Origin of the sequence: Bacillus sp. SH7-1 (assembly GCF_008042405.1) — a bacterium.
Classification (GTDB): Bacteria; Bacillota; Bacilli; order Bacillales; family Bacillaceae_G; genus Bacillus_A; species Bacillus_A thuringiensis_N.
In genome coordinates, this window is the sequence record NZ_QNUD01000017.1 from 24,167 (window position 1) to 42,948 (window position 18,782).

Consider the following 18,782-nt stretch of genomic DNA (forward strand, 5'->3'; position numbering starts at 1 on the left):
AAAGTAGTTTCATATCTTATCAGTTATACTAAATATAAATATTAACTGATAAGGAAGTGTTTTTATGAAAGAATTTATGCCAGTTTTTGCTTCTATTGTGACAGGGATTATTACATTAATAGCGGTCTTGTTGACTCAAAGAGGAAATAAGAAAGTGCAAAAAGATTTATTAGAACTACAAATAACCCGAGATGAGCGGAAAGAGCAAAGAAATGAACTAAAAGAAACTCTAGAAGTATATAATCAAGTTCTTAAGATTAATGGTGAAAATGCTGTAATTGATTATGATAATAATGGATTTTCTAAACTTGATTTAAAAGTTTATCAACAAAAAATTAGACCTATTCTTTATGAAAAGTATCATTTGTTACATGATGAAGTTGCAAAGATAGTAACAGATATGGATTCAATTATTGGGCATATGTATTTTGGTGGTGAGGGCCGTACAGAGCATATGAATCTTAGCGATAAATATAATAAGCTAATTGAGAACATAGAACAAAAAATTCGCGATTTTCGCAAAGGAGATAGGTCATAGATAAAGGCGGTGAGAAATTGGGTTTAAGAGATAGGTTTTCAAATTTTTTATTTAGACAAGCTGAAAAGCGTGGTTTTCTTGATGATGTTTTAGGGAAAAGCATTCGTTACGGCGGTGTGTATGTTACGGATTCAAACATCTTACAATCTAGTGATGTTTACGAGTTGCTACAAGACATTAGTAATCAAATGGTATTGGCTGATATTGTTGTGGAAGATGAATTCGGTAATGAAATTAAAGATGATATTGCACTTCGTATTTTGAAGAATCCTAATAACTATCTAACGCAATCTGAATTTATTAAATTAATGACGAATACTTATTTACTCGAGGGAGAAACGTTCCCTATATTAAATGGTGCTCAAATACACTTAGCTTCAAATGTATTTACAGAGTTAGATGATAATTTAGTAGAACATTTTAATATTGGGGGTCACGAAGTTCCTCCATTTATGATTCGGCATGTGAAAAATATTGGTGCAGATCATTTAAGAGGAAAAGGCCTTCTTGATTTAGGGAGAGATACACTCGAGGGCGTAATGTCGGCTGAGAAAACTTTAACTGACAAATATAAAAAGGGTGGACTATTAGCATTCTTGTTAAATTTGGATGCTCATATCAATCCACAGAATGGTGCTCAGTCAAAGTTAATCAATGCAATTTTAGATCAACTGGAATCAATCGATGAAGCAAGGTCTGTAAAAATGATTCCACTTGGAAAAGGGTACTCAATTGAGACTCTTAAAAGCCCTTTAGACGATGAAAAGACCTTAGCATATCTAAATGTATATAAAAAAGATTTGGGTAAGTATTTAGGCATAAATGTGGATACGTACACGGAGCTAATCAAAGAAGATATTGAGAAAGCAATGATGTATATTCACAACAAAGCAGTTAGACCAATAATGAAAAATTTTGAAGACCATTTGAGTCTTCTTTTTTATGGCCAAAATTCAGGGAAACGAATTAAATTCAAGATTAATATTCTTGATTTTGTTACTTATAGCAACAAAACGAATATTGGTTACAACCTTGTACGTACAGCTATTACTTCACCTGATAATGTCGCTGATATGCTTGGATTCCCTAAGCAAAATACAAAGGAATCACAATCTATTTATATTTCAAATGATTTAACTGAAATAGGTAAGAAAGAAGCGAGTGAGGGTTCATTGGGAGGAGGTGAAGAGAATGAAAATTGAGGTCCGAGGGAATCAAGTTATACTTGATGGCTATGTAAATGTTGTGGACAGAGAAAGTCGAATGTTGCCTTCTCCGAGGGGATATTTCAAAGAGAGAATTGTCCCTAAGGCGTTTGAAAAAGCGTTAAAGAAAGCAAAGAATGTGGACTTGCTGTTTAACCACAATAAGAATAGAAAGCTTGGCTCTATTGAAAACGGAAATCTGGAATTGTATGAAGACAATATTGGTTTACGAGCCGTTGCTACAGTTACAGATGAACAAGTGATTGAGAAAGCAAGAAATAAAGAATTGCGTGGCTGGTCATTTGGTTTTGTTTCTGAAAAAGATTCCTGGGAAGAAGGTGAATCTGGTGTTCAAAAACGATCTATTGAGGAATTAGAACTCTTAGAAGTTTCTATTTTGGATATGACACCAGCCTATGTTGCAACTTCCATTGAAACCAGGGGCAAAAATACAGCCATGATTGAAATAAGAAGTGAAGAAGCAGCCGTAAAAACAGTTGTGGAAGATGATAAAGAAGAAAGAAATAACATTATTAAACAAATAAAAAAAGTCTTGGGGGAAAATTAACATGAATTTAAAAGAAATCTTAAACGCATCTTTAAAGAGAACAAAATCTCGATTAGCAGAATTACAAGGAAAAGTAGAAAAAAATGAAGTTCGTTCGGAAGAATTAGCAGCAATTAAAGCTGAAGTAGAAAACTTAACAAAGGAAGTACAAACTATCACTGATGAATTAGCCAAATTAGAAGAGAAAGAAAAAGAAGAAGATCCAGACAAAAAGAAAGATAATGATCCAGAGAAAAAAGAAGATCCAGCAGCAAAAGAAAATCCAGATGCAAAAACTGAACTGTCAGAAGAACAACGTTCTGAAATCATGGCAGCTATTGGAACAGGTCTCTCTACTAAAGGTCATAAATCTACTAAAAAGAAAGAAACGGAAACTCGTTCAGCTTTTGCTAACTACATTGTAGGTAACATCGATGAAAGCGAAGCACGTGCATTAGGGTTAGTTACTGGTAATGGTTCAGTTACGATTCCAGATTTCTTAAGTAAAGAAATTATTACGTATGCCCAAGAAGAAAACTTCCTACGTCGATTAGGAACAGGAGTAAAAACAAAAGAAAATATTAAATATCCTGTTTTAGTTAAAAAGGCAGAAGCTCAAGGTCATAAAAATGAGCGAACAAATAACGAAATTCCAGAAACAGATATTGAGTTCGATGAAATCGAATTATCACCAACGGAATTTGATGCGCTTGCTACTGTAACGAAAAAGTTATTAGCACGTACAGGTTTACCGATTGAACAAATCGTTATGGACGAGCTGAAAAAGGCTTATGTCCGTAAAGAAACTCAATACATGGTTAATGGTGATGAAGCTAATAACATCAATGATGGTGCATTAGCAAAGAAAGCTGTTGAGTTTAAAACGGATGAAAAGAATCTTTATGATGCATTAGTAAAAATGAAAAATACACCTGTTAAAGAAGTACGTAAAAAAGCACGATGGGTATTAAATACGGCAGCATTAACTAAAATCGAAACAATGAAAACAGATGATGGTTTCCCATTACTACGTCCATTTAATCAAGTGGAAGGAGGAATTGGTTATACATTATTAGGCTTCCCTGTTGAGGAAGAAGATGCAATTGACATTGCAGGCGAACCAGATACACCAGTATTCTATTTTGGCGACTTCTCTAAATTCTATATTCAAGATGTCATTGGATCATTAGAAGTACAAAAGTTAGTTGAGTTATTCTCACGTACAAACCGTGTAGGTTTCCGTATCTGGAACTTACTAGATGCACAATTAATTCATTCACCATTTGAAAATCCGGTTTACAAGTATGTTTTAAAAGAAACAACTGGAGCTTAATATGGATGAACTAATTGAGAAATTAAAATCTCATATTCATTGGGAAGAGGGCATGGATGATTCCTTGCTCTCTTTTTATATTGAGCAAGGTCAACGATATGTAAAAAAAGCATGTGGAAGAGAAGTAGAATACCTGGTCATTATGTGTGCAGGTATTTTTTATGAATATCGTGTAGCTGAAAAGGAATTAGAACAAGCTTTGGATGCTTTGACACCATTCTTTGTCCAGGAGGTTTATGATGCCGAAGAGGAAGACGAATAAACTCAAATGGATGGGCGAGCTACTTAAATTAGGGGAGACCATTGATCCAGATACAGACCGTGTTGTGATGGGGTATCCAAAAGTTCGTAATATGAAATATAACAACATTGGAGTTACGGCCACTGATAAATTTACAACAAAAGATAAGAATGAAATTGTAAAGAAAATTGAAGTTCGTATTGATCGAGAGATTGAAAATAATCAAAAGGATTACCGTGTAAAAGTTGGTGGCCGTATTTACAATATTGCACGCATTTATGTAAAAGAAGAAGACCGATTGATGGAGGTGTCACTATCTTATGCAAATTAGTTTTCAAGAGTTACGAGACATCATGAAGAAATCAGGTATCCCAGTATATCGTGATGAAGCTCCTACAACGGCAAAGTACCCTTACATTGTGTATGAGTTTGTAAATGAACAACATAAAAGGGCTTCTAATAAGGTTCTAAAAGATATGCCACTTTATCAAATTGCTGTTATCACAAATGGCACTGAAAAAGATTACGTCCCGTTAAAGGCTGTTTTTAACGATGCAGGAGTATCTTATTCTCAATTCGATGGAATGGGTTATGACGAGAATGACGACACCATCACGCAGTTTATAACGTATGTGAGGTGCATCCAGTAATGGCGTCAAATAATAATGGTTTTGCTGATGCTTTGGAAGATATTAATACATTACTTAGGGTTAACCAAAAGGTAGAAAAACAGTTTTTAGAAGAAGCAGCCAATTACTTTATTAGCAAGTTAAAACCAAAAATTAAATTGTCCAATAAGAACAAGAAAACTCATTTAAGAGAAAGTTTGAAAGTCGTTGTGAAAAATGATCTTGTATCTGTGGAATTTGAAAATGAAGCTTGGTATTGGTATCTATATGAAAATGGCCATAAAAAAGTAAATGGTAAAGGTCGTGTGAAGGGAAAACACTTTGTGCAGAACACCTTTGATGCAGAGGGTGACAAGATAGCGGAAATCCTAGCTCAAAAAATAGTAAACAAAATGGGAGGATGATAGAAATGGCAGTTACAAATAAGGAAATTCAATACAGTGTAGGTGTGGAAGATTTATATATCTGTATGATGGCTGGAGATGAATCCACTGATTCGCTTCCTACTTATGAAGAGGACATTTATAAGCAAACAAATATTTCAGATTTAACAATTTCTACTACATCTACTAATTTTACAAAATGGGCTTCAAATAAAAAAATTATTAACATCGTAAAAAATACAGCGTTCGGCTTGGCATTTAACCTTGCTGGCCTAAACCGTGAAGTAAAAGATAAAATCTTTGCCAAAGAACGTAAAAAAGGTGTGTCTTTTGAAACAGCAAAGGCAAAAGAATATCCGAAGTTCGCGGTAGGAGTTGTATTTCCTTTAAATGATGGAACCAAGCTTGTTCGTTGGTACCCAAAATGTACAGTAGCACCTGTAGAAGAATCTTGGAAAACACAGAATGAAGAAATGACTGTGGATGACATTGCATACACAATTACAGCAGATCCATTACTATACAACGATGTTACACAAACTGAATTAGACACTGGTTCAGCTGATGCTAAAGGTATTAAGGTAGAAGATTTCTTAAAACAAGTAATTTGCGATGAGTCTCAATTAGCTACGTTAGGTACAGGGGAATAGGGGGGTACTATGGCACGTTTAAGTGATTTAGTTAACGTTGAAATAAATTTAAATAAAATCAAAATACAGGGCGTTGATATCCCTGTCATTTTTACCTTTGAATCATTCCCTTATGTGGAAGAATCTTATGGGAAGCCATATCATGAGTTTGAAAAAGAAATGAATGCTATGATGGCAAAAGGAGAATTCAGTTTAGGAGAAAACGAAGCAAAACTGATGCGCTCGTTGATTTATGCAATGGTACGCAGCGGTGGAACAGAGTGTACACCGACTGAAATTAAAAATGCCATTCCACTTTATGATGTACCTGGTATTTTCGAAGTGGTATTCGAAATTTTTCAAGGGCAAAACTTCCAACACTCTGATATGGAGAAGCTGAAACAAGAAAAAAAGTAAAAAACATACTGAATAAAAATAATGAATCTCAGTCCGAATTGGATTGGGATTTTTATTTTTATGTCAGTAATACGTTACTTGGTTTAAGCATGGATGATTTTTGGAAAATCACTCCTAATCATTTTTTAAAGCAATACATCATGCATCTCCGATACAACAATCCAGATGCATTAAATGAACAGAAACCTAAACAAATCTACACGTTAGATCAGACTCCATTCTACTAGGAAATGAGGTGAGAAAATGGCAGGGAATAATAAAGAAAGAAACGTCGTTCTTAATTTCAAAATGGATGGTCAGGTTCAGTATGCACAGACATTAAAGCAAATTAACATGGTTATGAATAACGCAGCGAAGGAATATAAGAACCACATTGCCGCGATGGGGCAAGATGCTACAGCTACAGATAAATTAGCAGCTGAAAAGAAAAAGTTAGAAATTCAAATGGAAGCCGCTAAAAAGCGTACAGCAATGTTGCGTGCCGAATATCAAGCTATGTCTAAAGATACAAACACGACAGCTGAACAACTTAATAAAATGTATGGAAAGTTACTTGATGCAGAACGCGCTGAAACGACTCTTAATAACGCAATGAAAAGAGTGAATGAAGGTCTTTCAGAGCAAGCAATTGAAGCGAGAGAAGCACGCGGAACTTTAAGTGATTTACAAGAAGATTCTAAGAAACTGGAAGCTGAACAAAAACGTTTAACAAGCTCATTTAAGCTTCAAAATGCTGAATTAGGTCAAAATGCTAGTGAAGCTGATAAGTTGGAATTAGCACAAAAACAACTACGTCAGCAAATGGAAATGACCGATAGGGTCGTCTACAACTTAGAACAACAATTAAGTGCAGCAAAGCGTGTGTATGGTGAGAATTCCACAGAAGTACAGCAGCTTGAAACGAAATTAAACCAAGCTAAAACTACGATGAAACAATTTGAGAATTCTTTGCATAGTGTTGGTCAGAGTGGTTCACAAGCCGCAGATGGTATGGAGCAATTAGGTAAGAAATTAGATTTACATAACATGATGGAAGCTACTCAAATGCTACAAGGAATGTCACAACAGTTAATTGAGCTTGGTAAAGCTACTGTGGGCATAGCAATAGATTTTGATAGGTCTCAAAGGAAAATACAATCTTTATTAGGATTAACTCAAAAAGGTGCAGAGAATCTCGGTAAGATTTCGCAAGAAGTGTGGAAAAAGGGATTTGGTGAAAGTCTTGAGGAAGTTGATCAAGCGCTTGTAAAAGTCTTTCAAAATATGCGTGATGTTCCATACGATGAATTACAAATGGCATCAGAGGATGTTTTAACACTTGCTAAAGTCTATGATGTTGATTTAAACGAGGCTACGAGAGGCGCAGGACAGTTAATGTCGCAGTTTGGTTTATCTACACAAGAAACATTTGATTTACTTGCAGCAGGTGCTCAAGAAGGCCTAAATTATTCTGATGAGTTGTTTGACAACCTTTCAGAATATGTCCCCCTCTTCAAACAAGCAGGATTCTCAGCTGAAGAGATGTTCACCATTCTTGCGAATGGAACGCGTGATGGCGCTTATAATTTGGATTATATCAATGATACAGTTGCTGAATTCGGAAAGAAAGTACAAGACGGATCAAAAGGTACAGCGGATGCGTTTGCTGATCTTTCCGAGGAAACGCAAGCGGTTTGGAAATCATTTAATGATGGTAAAGCAACAGCCGCCGATGTGTTTAAAGCTGTAATAGGCGATTTAGGAAGCATGGATAACAAGGTAAAACAGAATCAAATTGGAGTTGGCTTGTTTGCTACCCGTTGGGAAGACATGGGTGCTAAAGCTGTATTAGGTCTTACTGATGTAAACGGTGGTCTTGGTGATGTAAATGGTCGTATGGAGGAAATGAAAAAGCTTCAAGAAGAATCACTTGGCCAACAGCTTCAAAAGGCCTTAAGAGAAACACAAGCAGCCTTTGAACCCATTGGAAAGAAGCTTGCTGAATTAGCTAAAGATGTTTTACCGCCAGTAGTAGAAGGAATTAAAACTTTAGTTGATGGGTTTACTAAACTACCAGAGCCGATTCAAAATTTTGTTTATGTTTTTGCTGGATTAATAGCTGTAGTAGGTATTTTGGCTCCCATCATTGCGGCAGTTGTAGTATCGGTTAGTGTATTAGGCACAACGCTTGGAGTTGTCATGCTTGTTATCGCTGGAGTAGCGGCTGTAATAGCGGGCGTTATTTGGGCTATAAAAAACTGGGGTGCCATAACCGATTGGCTTTCTGAAAAATGGTCGCAATTTAAAGATTGGTTTGGTGAATTGTGGGATAGCATAGTTCAAACGTGTGAAGATGCCTGGTCTTCCACAGTTGAATACTTTTCTGAAGCGTGGGCTTCATTCTTAGAAATGTGCCATTCATTTTTCGACCCAATAGCTCAATTTTTCAGTGATTTATGGTCTGGAATCGTTGAAACGGCGTCGTCTTGGTGGTCTTCCTTAGTAGAAACAGCATCTCAATTATGGGGGACATTAGTACAAGCGTGGCAAGATACGTGGAATACAATACTCACCGTCTTAGATCCGATTATTTCGGCGATATCTGTCGTTTTAGAAGCAGGTTGGTTATTAATACAGGCAGGTACTCAAATTGCCTGGGCCTTAATAAGTAAGTATATTATTGATCCGATTACTGAAGCGTACAACTGGTGTAAAGAAAAGCTAGGTGATTTAGGCAATTGGATACTTGAAAAGTGGGAAACTATAAAATCTTATACACTTGCAGCATGGAATTTGGTAAAAGAGTATGTTATTCAACCGGTTCAAGAATTGTGGAATACAACAAAGCAAAAACTTGCAGATTTGGCTAACTGGATTTTATCAAATTGGGAATCTATAAAATCCTATACGCTTACGGCGTGGAATTTAGTGAAAAAATATGTGATTGATCCAGTAACTGAAGCCTATAATTCAGCTAAGCAAAAATTTACTGATTTATATAATTCAGCGAAAGAAAAATTTGATGCAGTGAAAAATGCTGCACAAGAAAAATTTGATGCTGCCAAGCGTAACATCATTGATCCAATAAAAGAAGCGGTTGGAAAAGTAGAAGAGTTTGTGGGTAAAATCAAAGGATTCTTTGATAATTTGAAGCTGAAAATCCCTAAACCTGAAATGCCAAAGTTTCCACATTTCAGTCTGCAGACTAGTTCTAAAACAATTGCAGGTAAAGAAATCTCTTATCCATCTGGCATTAATGTGGATTGGCGTGCTAAAGGTGGTATTTTTACACGTCCAACTATTTTTGGAATGAATGGTGGCAACTTACAAGGGGCAGGAGAAGCTGGACCAGAAGGTGTTTTACCTTTAAATGAAAAGACGCTTGGACAGATTGGAAAAGGTATTGCATCTACGATGCCGCAAAATGATAATAACCGTCCTATTATATTACAGGTTGATGGAAGGACGTTCGCTCAAATAACTGGTGATTATACAGATTATGAAGGCGGAATGCGAATCAGAAGAATTGAAAGGGGGCTGGCATAGATGTTATATGGTATTACGTTTGACGGGAAGCATTCACTTCATGACATGGGCTATACTATGCCGGCTGAAAGGGATATTGGCTTTCCATCAAAAGAAAAGATAATTGTACAAGTGCCTTTTTCAAATGTGGAATACGATTTTAGCGAATTATATGGTTCGCAGACATATAGTTCTAGACAATTAAAATATCAGTTCAATGTAGTAAGAAGAGGTAACTACACTCCACAAGCTATGCAAGTAGAAAAAACGAAATTGATTAATTGGCTTATGAATACAAACGGTCGAAAAAAACTTTATGATGATACAATCCCTGGTTATTACTTTTTAGCTGAATTAGAAAGTGCTGCAAATGTACAAGACGATTGGGAAACTGGAACGCTAACAGCTACTTTCAGGGCTTATCCTTTTATGATTGCTGAATTGCATGAAGGTAATGATATATGGGATACGTTTAACTTTGATTTAGATGTTGCTCAAACTACTGAGTTCGATGTGAATGGGGTGTTAGAAATCACATTGTTGAATGCCGGGACTCCAGATGTAGTTCCGGAAATAATAACCTCGTCACGGATGGAGATCATTAAAGATGATATTAAATATTTAATAAAAGCGGGCGTTATGAAAGATAGTAATTTTATATTCAAACCAGGAGAGAATAATCTTCAAATTATTGGCTATGGCAAGATTTTATTCCGCTTCTATAAGGAGCTGATTTGATTGTATGAAGTGACAATTATTAACGATGGGCATGAAACTGTCATTCATGTTCCTAATGTGGAGGGCATCAAATTAAAATCTGGGGTAATAAAAAAGGAGATTAATTTAATTGATTCTTTTAATTTTCATTTTCATATGGATAGCCCAGGTTATAACAAAATTAAACCTTTATCGACACTTATAAAGGTGTTGAATACAAAGACAAGACAGTATGAATTTGAAGGTCGTATATTAGGACCTAATAAAAAAATGGATAACAGTGGACTTCATAGTGATTCATATGAATGTGAGGGAGAATTAGGGTATTTACATGATTCTGTTCAGCGACATTTAGAATTTAGAGGTACACCGAAGGAACTATTCACGAAGATTCTTGATTATCATAACAATCAGGTAGAAGAGTACAAAAGATTTAAGGTTGGAAATGTAACTGTTACTAACTCTACCAATAATCTTTATCTTTATCTATCAGCTGAGAAGGATACGTTTGAAACAATTAAGGAAAAACTATTAGATAAATTAGGGGGCGAACTTCAAATACGTAAAGTAAATGGGGTTCGTTTTTTAGATTACTTGGAACGTGTTGGGGAAGAAAAGAATACTGAAATTAAGATTGCTAAAAACTTAGTTAGTATGTCTTGCGACATTGATCCGACTCAAATTATCACTCGTCTTACACCTTTAGGTGCACGAGTTGAATCGAAAGATACAGGCGTAACAGATGCTTCTGAAGCACGTTTAACAATTGAATCCATTAACAAGGGATTACCTTATATTGATGATGAGGGATTAATAAAGGAATTTGGTATCCAAAGTAAATCCGTTGTATGGGATGATGTAACCATTGTTAAGAATCTACTCTCTAAGGGGAAAGAGTGGTTGGCGAATCAAAAAACCGCCCATGTTCAGTACAAGTTAGATGCAGTAGATTTATTTTTGATTGGACTTGATATCGATTCTTTTGAGCCAGGTAATTCATACCCAGTGATAAATCCAGTTATGGGAATTAATGAGTACCTTAGGATTATAGGGAAATCGTTAGATGTTAATAATCCACAAAATGCAAGTTTGACAATTGGAGATAAGTTAAAAACCCTAAATCAATATCAAAGTGATTCGAAAAAATCAGCACAAAAGGTCGTGGAATTACAATATACAATTTCGAAGCAAAATGAAAAAATTAATTACTTGTCATCGAGTTTGAATGACGCGGAAAAATTACTGCAGTCATTGAATGATGCTGTTGAAAATGCTGATTTACAAAAAATTATTCAAGCGGTATCGGATTTGCAAGAAACCTTAAAAAAAATTAAGAATGAAATACAATCTTTACCCACAGCTGAGGTAATTGCACAAATCCAAAGTGATATTCAAATAAACACCCGTAATATTGGGGGACTCGATAAGAAATTGACAGTGGTAGAGGAAGATATCACAACGAATAGCACAGATATAATGACATTACAAAATCAGTTTAAATTATTAAATGATCGTGTGACTGCTTTAGAAAACGGAGGTGCAAAACTTGGCTAATATAGATAAACAATTGAAGAAAATAAAAACCGCTGTGTATGGAAAAGAGGTTAGGGGTTCTATTGCGGATGGAATGGATGAAATTAATAAAGAAACAAAAATTTCAACTGCATTATCAACTGAAACTAAAAAAAGACAGGAACATTTAGAAACTCGTTGGGATACTGTTATTTCGAGTGTAACAGAGGACTCGGAGCTTATTGATTCGAGAGTTGATGCTGAGGGTGCTGTTCATATAAACGCTAAAAAAAGGCAGGATTCTGATTATAATCATTGGAAAAATGAATTTGGTATTAGAAGTATCAATATAACTTGGCTTGGTGCTGTAGGGGATGGAGAGACTGATAATACAGAAATATTTCTTAGAGTTGAAGAAAATTTCCCGGATATTCCAATCTTTTGCCCACCTGGGACTTATAAAGCTACAAAAGATGATTTGAGTGGACGGTATTATGGGATGGGCGCAACCCTTATTGTAAAGGAACGAGATAAATTTAATGAATCAATCCCTCCAAGTCAACGTACAGGAGTACGGGTTGTTGTTCTTAGTAATATCCCACAGCCAATTTTGAATGAGTTTAGCAGTAAAAATAGTGGTCGTAACGTAGGTTTAGAAGCATATGCGAATACGGCGAGTGGTGAGTATGCATTAAAAGAATTAAAGAGCGGTAAGCAAAACACAGCACTTGGTTTTCAATCTCAAGAAAATAACGCAGACCAATATTCAAATGTCTCAATTGGTAGTGGATCGCTTTCGAGAGGGAAGTTTTATACCCGTTCATTAGCAGTAGGTAATAACGCGATGAAATGGGCGGGTATTATTAATCCAATCATTTCACGCCACGAATTGTGGTTGAATGAGAAAGATCAAAGTAATGTGTGGAATACACCAGGAACGGATCATTACATTCTAAAACAAATGAACCCTAATGTAGAAAAGCTTATTCAGCCAATCGGATATCCAGTTCCACCAGGTGCAGTAATTGTTAATCCAGGTGGAGGTTTTCCGGCAGCAACATCTTCTTCACAAGTGGTAGGAAATACAGCTGTGGGAAGGAATGCTTTACTTCAATTGGTTAGAGGGTCGCATAATACAGCGATAGGATACCAAGCTTTATCACGTTCATATTTAACAGATCGCTGCACCGCTATTGGTGCCTTTGCTTTGGCTAATGCACTTGGTGTAAAAGAAAGCATTGCTATTGGTCGTAATGCATTGAAATTTAATCAAGATGGCTATAAAAATATTGTTCTAGGTAACAATGCAATGGGTTATTCGGTTCACGGTAACCGTAATGTTGTAATAGGGCATCAAGCATTGCAAAAGAGCAAAGGGAATAATAACTTCATTAATACCATTATTGGTACGTATGCAGCACAAAATAAAACAGATGGTGAAGCAAACGTAATGATCGGTACACGTGCAGGTTTGAATAGTGGCGCTGGCGCTCGAAATATCATGATTGGAACAGAAGCGGGAGCTAATTATACAGGTTCTAACTCTATCATTATAGGTAATAAAGCTAATCCAACAACGAATCAAGATAGACTATTATGGATTGATTACGGAAACGACGCGAATGAAACGCCATTTATTTATGGAGATATGGGGAACAACATCCTGAATTTCCGAGCTAATTTAAGGCCAGATAAGGATGTTTCACAATCAATCGGTACGCCTAGTCGTCGATGGAAAACAATATATGCTGAAAATGGGACAATTAACACCTCTGATGAACGTGAGAAACAACAAATCAGTGGGATACCGGATAATTGGCTAGATGCTTGGGCGGAAGTGAAATTTTGCCGTTATAAATTTAATAATGATGTTAATAAAAATGACAAGAATGCACTTTGGCATATTGGAGTAGTAGCGCAACGTATAGAAGAAGCCTTTAAAAAATATGGGCTAGATGCATTTGATATTGGAATCTTGACATACGATGAATGGCCGGATGAATGGATTAATGCATTAGATGAAGATGGAAAGATGACAGGTGAAAAGATATTGTTAACACCAGGAGGAAATCGTTATGGTATCCGTCCTGATGAGTGCCAATTTTTAGAGATGGCATTAATGCGTAGAGAGTTCGAGCGATTACAAGAAAAAGTAAACGCAAACAATTGAGGCGATTATACAAAAATTGTAGTTAAAGCTGCAATTTTGATAATATACTAATCAACGGTAAAGAAGTAGATTCAATAATGATGTTATATTCGCTTAAACATAATTTGTTATATAAAAAGCATGGAATAAAAGGAATAACTTTTATTGGTATTCCTAATAGAAACAAAGAAACGTTTGAAGAGATTAAAGGGATTTTTGAATTAAACCAAAAGAGCAGCTAGTAAAAGCTAACTGCTCGCTTGGTTGTCAAAAAGAATCCAATATTGTTATATTATTTATCTTTTAGTAGGAATAGTCCTTTTTGTAATTTAACTAAGTTTTTATTAGAAATCTTGTTATTGTTTTCAAGAGCATGCAATAAATCCTCAATAAACGATACATTATCTACAACTACAGGCGTATGTTTCTTTTGGCTAGAATTGATAATAATTGTGCTACTTTTTACTTTCTCTACAATAAAATTTTGGAAGTTTAATATTTCGGTAAATTGATCATCACCTAATCCGGTATAGAAGTAAATGGTTGTATTCTTATGCGTACCATTCTTATATAGTTCGGGATTATAAAAAATCTCATCTAATTGTTTCTCTAAACGTGTATCTGGTTTTGGGAAAAACAAACTTTTATATTTATTCATATATTTATTAATATACTTTATTGAGTTAATTTGCGGGACAACGGAGAATACAGTCGAAATTTTAGGATTTAAAAGACCATATAATAACGCTCCTGTCCCACCTTTACTACTACCAAATGTGATAACCTCTTTATAATTGTGTTGCTCGATAAATTCAGATAGTTGGTGATTAAACTCTTCTATTATATCTTTTCCGGAGTCAATCATGTACCATCCATAGCTATCAGAGAAAAAATCTTCTAAAAAAAGGTAATCTGTTTCTTGGTTTGTCGCTATTTTTATCCAATTATATCTTTGATGATATAGTGCGACTTCTTCTCTACTTGTTTGTTTTAATAAAATTTTATCTAAAATATGATCTGGTATACGACCAGCTGATTGAAAAATAATAGTTAACTTCGGGCTGTTGTTATTAATTAATTTACCTTGAATCATTAAAATCCCTACTTTTTTAGTTAATTAAATTGGTTTACTAGATATGATTATGTCATATTAAAAATGAAAATTTATGTGATATTAGAAATACCATAAGAAATTCAATTATATAGCATTATGTAATGTTTGGAAAACTTTTTTAAAATATAATTCTTATAAAAAGACAGGCAAATTAAATATAGCCTTTTTAAAATTGCTACAATAAAATATATATATTAATATTGTTTAGTGAATTAAATTCAACTTATTAAAATTTTTCTAGGAGGATTTACTAACATGAATCTTAAGAAGGTAGCAACTATATCTATTGCATTAAATATAACATTGTTGCTAGTTGGCGGTTATTTTGTTTATTCAAATGTAATTGGTGAAAAAAAGGCAATCTTATCTCCAGAATACAAGATAGAATCGTCTGAAGTTTCGTCAGCTACAAGTGATAGCTATGGCGATCAAAGAGAGCGTTCTCCATCATACAAAGTGCGTACCTCTATATTCAACAAGGCTACATCTGTAGACACTGGAGTAGTGTTTTTAGGTGATAGTATAACTAATTTTAATGAGTGGGGAGAAGCTTTTCCATACGTTAAGACATATAATCGTGGAATTAGTGGAGATACAACTGTTGGCGTAATGAAGCGTTTAAATCAAATTGTTGCTTTAAAGCCATCTAAAGTATTTATTATGATTGGAATTAATGACTTAGGAGCTAAAACCCCAAAAGAGGAGATATTAAAAAACTATAATACTATTCTTGGGAAAATGAAATCAGAGTTACCAGATACAAAGATATTCATTGAAAGCATACTTCCAACTAAACCTTTAGCTAAAGCTAAAAAGTTAAGCAATGAAGACATCAATTGGTTGAATATAGAACTTGAAAAAGTCGCTAAAGAAAATGGACAAACTTTTATTGACTTACATCATCTATTTACAGATAAAGAAGGTCAATTAAAAGAAGAATGGACAGTTGACGGAGTCCACATAACGGGTGAAGGTTATAAGGCATGGGAAGATAAAATAAAGAAATATGTTTATCGCTAAGAGGTCTTTAAATAAAATACGGCTTTTATAACAAAACGAAGCGTGCTTATTGCAGGCTTTTTTATTTGTAAAAAAGGAGAGGAAAAGATGGAGCGTATTGATGTATTAATGAAAACATTTATAGCCACGTTTGGTGGTTTTTGTGGGTATTTTCTTGGAGGGTGGGATGCAACATTGAAAGTTTTAGTTACGATGGCAATCATTGACTACTTAACAGGCGTGATTGCAGCAGGATTCAACGGAGAATTAAAAAGCAAAGTGGGTTTTAAAGGCATCGCCAAAAAGGTGGTGCTATTTTTATTGGTTGCAGCAGCCACTCAAGTTGATGTGATTATGGGTACAAATAGTGCAGTTCGTGAAGGGACAATCTTTTTATTCATTGGAAATGAGCTGCTGTCTCTTTTAGAAAATGCAGGACGTATGGGGATTACTTTACCTACAGCATTAACGAATGCAGTTGAAATTTTAGGCGGTAAACAAAAACAAGTAGAGAAAAAAGGAGATGTTGAATAATGGCTAAATACAGTTTACATGGTGGTCATACTGAGTTTGTGCAAGGCGCTAACTGGGGAAATCGAAAAGAACATATTATGGATCGTCAGGTAAAAGACGCAGTTGCAGTTAAGTTAAGAGCTTTAGGACATACAGTTTATGATGATACTGATGAAGTTGGTAAAACTCAGGCACAAAACCTAAATAACATCGTTCGTAACTGTAACTCGCATGATGTGGATTTAGTTATCTCATTCCATTTAAATGCATTTGATACAAAAGCTAATGGTGTGGAAGTTTGTTACTATGACCAACAAGATTTAGCTGCAAGAGTATCAGCTCAACTTTCAAAAGATATTGGTTGGGCTAATCGTGGTGCGAAAGAGAGACGATACGGAGAAAAAAGATTACATGTTTTAGCTGAAACAAAAGCTCCAGCAATCCTAATCGAACTTGGATTCATTGATAATGATGCGGATATGGCTAAATGGGATGTAGATAAAATTGCGAATTCTATTGTATATGCCCTAACTGGACAAACTGTTGGTAGTAGTGGGAATGCAGCAACTCAGCCAGCTAAACAAAACAAAAACACTATTCAAACAGGAGCATTTTCACCGTATGAAGTACTTAATGCCATGCAAGCTCTTACATCGTTAAAGATGACTGGTAAGTTCATACTTGAGCCGGATGGATTAGCTTATATCGTCACAGATCCAACATCGGATGTACAGCTGAAAGCCGCAAAAGAATGGTTGGATAAAAAAGATTGGTATTATGAAGTTAAATAAAAATAAGAGCCGATTCCAATCCAGGAGTCGGCTTTTTTTATTACTTCTTTTCTTTAACTTCGTATTTAGCTTCAACAAAATTCAATACTTTACCCTTTGGATCATCATTCTCAAATTGAACTGCAGTAACTGTATGTACACCCGGTTTTAATGTGTTTTCTTCTAATGAGAAAGTAGATTGTGTTAATTCACCAACTTGAGTAGTCATATTAAAGATTTTATCAACGTAAACAAATGTTTGTTTGTCACCTTGGAAGTTGGAATAATCTAAACCAATTTGGTCCATAATGGTATTTTTATCTGCAAATAAAACAGGTACATTTCCATTCTCAGAATTTCCTGCTGGTGTATCAACTGTAATTTTTCCTTCTCCAACTGGCGTTGCATCTTTAGGGAAAGGATGCTTGCTTGTTTTTTGACTGCTAGTTTCTGATTTTGCACTTTGTGTATTATTGTCTTTAGCTTCGCTCTTACTATCTGTAGAACTGCATCCAGCTAAAAGGCCTAATGCTAATCCTGCTACGATAAATTTCTTCATGCTAATTGTCCTCCTGATGTATCTTCTATTTTGTTACAAATCAGAAATTCTTCTAACTTGTTTTTCCTTATTCTTTAAACTTCTCTTATATTGTTTGAAGTCTTCTTTATCCACATAAAACTTTTCACCAGTAGCTACATTCTTTACTAATCGTGTTTTCATGAAAAAGAATTTTGTATAATAGTAAACTAAAAATGCCACTAAAGAGAAAGTGAAGGTTGGAATGAATAAAATAACCGCAACAATAATTAACGCAACATCTACAGATGAATATATTGGCTTTAAAACTAATCGTTTCCCAGCTGCAGCTTGAGCTTGTTCTAATTGTTGCATACGTTGTAGCGATGCTACAGTATCATAACTCATGAAATAACCTCCTTGTTATATCGTTAGCTTACTTGATTAATATTCTTTGTCTACTTTTCGTAACTCTGACTGTGTAAGTCCATATGTCTCTGTTGTACAACCTGCTAACAATATAAAAGGAATAGCTAAAGCTAATAGTTTACGTTTTATTTTCATATACCCCTTTGTATATTATTTGTTTTTACTTAGTTCTTTTGTTGCTTTGTCTACTATCTCAGAAGCTTCGTCTAAATTCTTTTTAGCGAATTCAATTGAATCTTCGTCATTCTCTTCTAAACCTGTTTGCATTTTTTCTAACCCTGATTTCGAGTATATCATTGCTTTACTTACTTTTATTGGTGTTTTATTGTCTTCAGCTAACTGATAATCTAGTTTATCAATCTTATCAATTAATTCAAAATAAGGTTTTGATAACTCTTTTAACTTTTCAGCCTTCTTCTTATTAGATTTTCTGCTATCTACAAGGTCTTTTATTTCTTCTGTTTGTTCCGTGTAATCTTTAAGTAAGTATGTTGCATTCTTACCATAGTCTTCTTTCTTATTTGCTTTAACAGAAGCTTCCATTACTTCGTCTTTCTTTTTATCGTTTGACTCACAACCTACCCCAGTTATTAACAACATCGGAATCGCTAAAGTTAATAGTTTACGTTTCATTTT

21 protein-coding genes are annotated in these 18,782 nt (G+C 34.8%); 17 read left to right on the forward strand and 4 right to left on the reverse strand.

Annotated features, from left to right (window positions below; genetic code table 11):
- The first annotated feature begins 64 nt into the window (after positions 1-64).
- From DN390_RS16015 to DN390_RS16080, 14 genes are all read left to right on the forward strand, one after another.
- On the forward strand, positions 65-538 hold the full coding sequence (locus DN390_RS16015; RefSeq protein ID WP_147807787.1) for a hypothetical protein: 474 nt from the start codon (positions 65-67) through the stop codon (positions 536-538).
- Between the two features lie 17 nt (positions 539-555).
- The gene (locus DN390_RS16020; RefSeq protein ID WP_147807788.1) at positions 556-1,740 is read left to right on the forward strand and encodes a phage portal protein; all 1,185 of its coding nucleotides are present in this window, start codon (positions 556-558) and stop codon (positions 1,738-1,740) included.
- Positions 1,730-2,311, forward strand: a complete 582-nt coding sequence (locus tag DN390_RS16025) for an HK97 family phage prohead protease (RefSeq protein ID WP_147807789.1) — start codon at positions 1,730-1,732, stop codon at positions 2,309-2,311. The genes DN390_RS16020 and DN390_RS16025 overlap by 11 nt, the downstream gene beginning before the upstream one ends.
- 1 nt (position 2,312) lies before the next feature.
- Positions 2,313-3,623: a phage major capsid protein gene (locus tag DN390_RS16030; RefSeq protein ID WP_147807790.1), complete on the forward strand. Its 1,311-nt coding sequence runs from the start codon at positions 2,313-2,315 to the stop codon at positions 3,621-3,623.
- A gap of 1 nt (position 3,624) precedes the next feature.
- Complete coding sequence (locus DN390_RS16035) at positions 3,625-3,885, forward strand: head-tail connector protein (RefSeq protein WP_016126394.1); 261 nt, start codon at positions 3,625-3,627, stop codon at positions 3,883-3,885.
- Positions 3,863-4,195 (forward strand): head-tail adaptor protein, encoded by a 333-nt coding sequence (locus DN390_RS16040; protein ID WP_147807791.1) that lies wholly within the window; start codon positions 3,863-3,865, stop codon positions 4,193-4,195. Before DN390_RS16035 ends, DN390_RS16040 begins: the two co-directional genes overlap by 23 nt.
- Positions 4,185-4,514, forward strand: coding sequence for a hypothetical protein (locus tag DN390_RS16045; RefSeq protein ID WP_042513464.1), 330 nt, complete (start codon positions 4,185-4,187; stop codon positions 4,512-4,514). The genes DN390_RS16040 and DN390_RS16045 overlap by 11 nt, the downstream gene beginning before the upstream one ends.
- Positions 4,514-4,897 carry an HK97-gp10 family putative phage morphogenesis protein gene (locus DN390_RS16050; RefSeq protein WP_147807792.1) on the forward strand — a complete coding sequence of 128 codons (384 nt, stop codon included), beginning with the start codon at positions 4,514-4,516 and terminating at the stop codon, positions 4,895-4,897. Before DN390_RS16045 ends, DN390_RS16050 begins: the two co-directional genes overlap by 1 nt.
- 5 nt (positions 4,898-4,902) lie before the next feature.
- Entirely contained in the window at positions 4,903-5,526 is a 624-nt protein-coding gene (locus tag DN390_RS16055; protein ID WP_147807793.1) for a major tail protein, read from the forward strand.
- A gap of 9 nt (positions 5,527-5,535) precedes the next feature.
- Positions 5,536-5,922, forward strand: coding sequence for a hypothetical protein (locus tag DN390_RS16060; RefSeq protein WP_147807794.1), 387 nt, complete (start codon positions 5,536-5,538; stop codon positions 5,920-5,922).
- Positions 5,923-6,165: 243 nt separating this feature from the next.
- A complete protein-coding gene (locus DN390_RS16065) occupies positions 6,166-9,447 on the forward strand; it encodes a phage tail tape measure protein (protein ID WP_147807795.1) in 3,282 nt (1,093 codons plus the stop codon).
- The gene (locus DN390_RS16070) at positions 9,448-10,164 is read left to right on the forward strand and encodes a phage tail protein (protein WP_147807796.1); all 717 of its coding nucleotides are present in this window, start codon (positions 9,448-9,450) and stop codon (positions 10,162-10,164) included.
- Between the two features lie 9 nt (positions 10,165-10,173).
- Positions 10,174-11,697 (forward strand): phage tail spike protein, encoded by a 1,524-nt coding sequence (locus DN390_RS16075; RefSeq protein ID WP_255444001.1) that lies wholly within the window; start codon positions 10,174-10,176, stop codon positions 11,695-11,697.
- Positions 11,690-13,825: a tail fiber domain-containing protein gene (locus DN390_RS16080; protein ID WP_147807798.1), complete on the forward strand. Its 2,136-nt coding sequence runs from the start codon at positions 11,690-11,692 to the stop codon at positions 13,823-13,825. Before DN390_RS16075 ends, DN390_RS16080 begins: the two co-directional genes overlap by 8 nt.
- A gap of 271 nt (positions 13,826-14,096) precedes the next feature.
- On the opposite strand, the gene DN390_RS16085 is transcribed toward DN390_RS16080, so the two are convergent.
- On the reverse strand, positions 14,097-14,897 hold the full coding sequence (locus tag DN390_RS16085; protein WP_147807799.1) for a hypothetical protein: 801 nt from the start codon (positions 14,895-14,897) through the stop codon (positions 14,097-14,099).
- Between the two features lie 276 nt (positions 14,898-15,173).
- Between DN390_RS16085 and DN390_RS16090 the strand changes: the two genes are divergently transcribed.
- The 3 genes from DN390_RS16090 (at position 15,174) to DN390_RS16100 (ending at position 17,221) form a co-directional block, all read left to right on the forward strand.
- Positions 15,174-15,938 (forward strand): SGNH/GDSL hydrolase family protein, encoded by a 765-nt coding sequence (locus DN390_RS16090; RefSeq protein WP_147807800.1) that lies wholly within the window; start codon positions 15,174-15,176, stop codon positions 15,936-15,938.
- Between the two features lie 87 nt (positions 15,939-16,025).
- Complete coding sequence (locus DN390_RS16095; RefSeq protein WP_147807801.1) at positions 16,026-16,451, forward strand: phage holin family protein; 426 nt, start codon at positions 16,026-16,028, stop codon at positions 16,449-16,451.
- Complete coding sequence (locus DN390_RS16100) at positions 16,451-17,221, forward strand: N-acetylmuramoyl-L-alanine amidase (protein ID WP_147807802.1); 771 nt, start codon at positions 16,451-16,453, stop codon at positions 17,219-17,221. The genes DN390_RS16095 and DN390_RS16100 overlap by 1 nt, the downstream gene beginning before the upstream one ends.
- Positions 17,222-17,261: 40 nt before the next feature.
- Here DN390_RS16100 and DN390_RS16105 read toward each other — a convergent pair whose 3' ends face one another.
- The 3 genes from DN390_RS16105 to DN390_RS16115 all read right to left on the reverse strand — a co-directional run bounded on the left by DN390_RS16105 (position 17,262) and on the right by DN390_RS16115 (position 18,779).
- Positions 17,262-17,759: a hypothetical protein gene (locus DN390_RS16105; protein WP_147807803.1), complete on the reverse strand. Its 498-nt coding sequence runs from the start codon at positions 17,757-17,759 to the stop codon at positions 17,262-17,264.
- 33 nt (positions 17,760-17,792) lie between these two features.
- The gene (locus DN390_RS16110; RefSeq protein ID WP_147807804.1) at positions 17,793-18,125 is read right to left on the reverse strand and encodes a hypothetical protein; all 333 of its coding nucleotides are present in this window, start codon (positions 18,123-18,125) and stop codon (positions 17,793-17,795) included.
- Between the two features lie 171 nt (positions 18,126-18,296).
- The gene (locus DN390_RS16115) at positions 18,297-18,779 is read right to left on the reverse strand and encodes a hypothetical protein (protein WP_000823775.1); all 483 of its coding nucleotides are present in this window, start codon (positions 18,777-18,779) and stop codon (positions 18,297-18,299) included.
- Positions 18,780-18,782 lie beyond the last annotated feature (3 nt).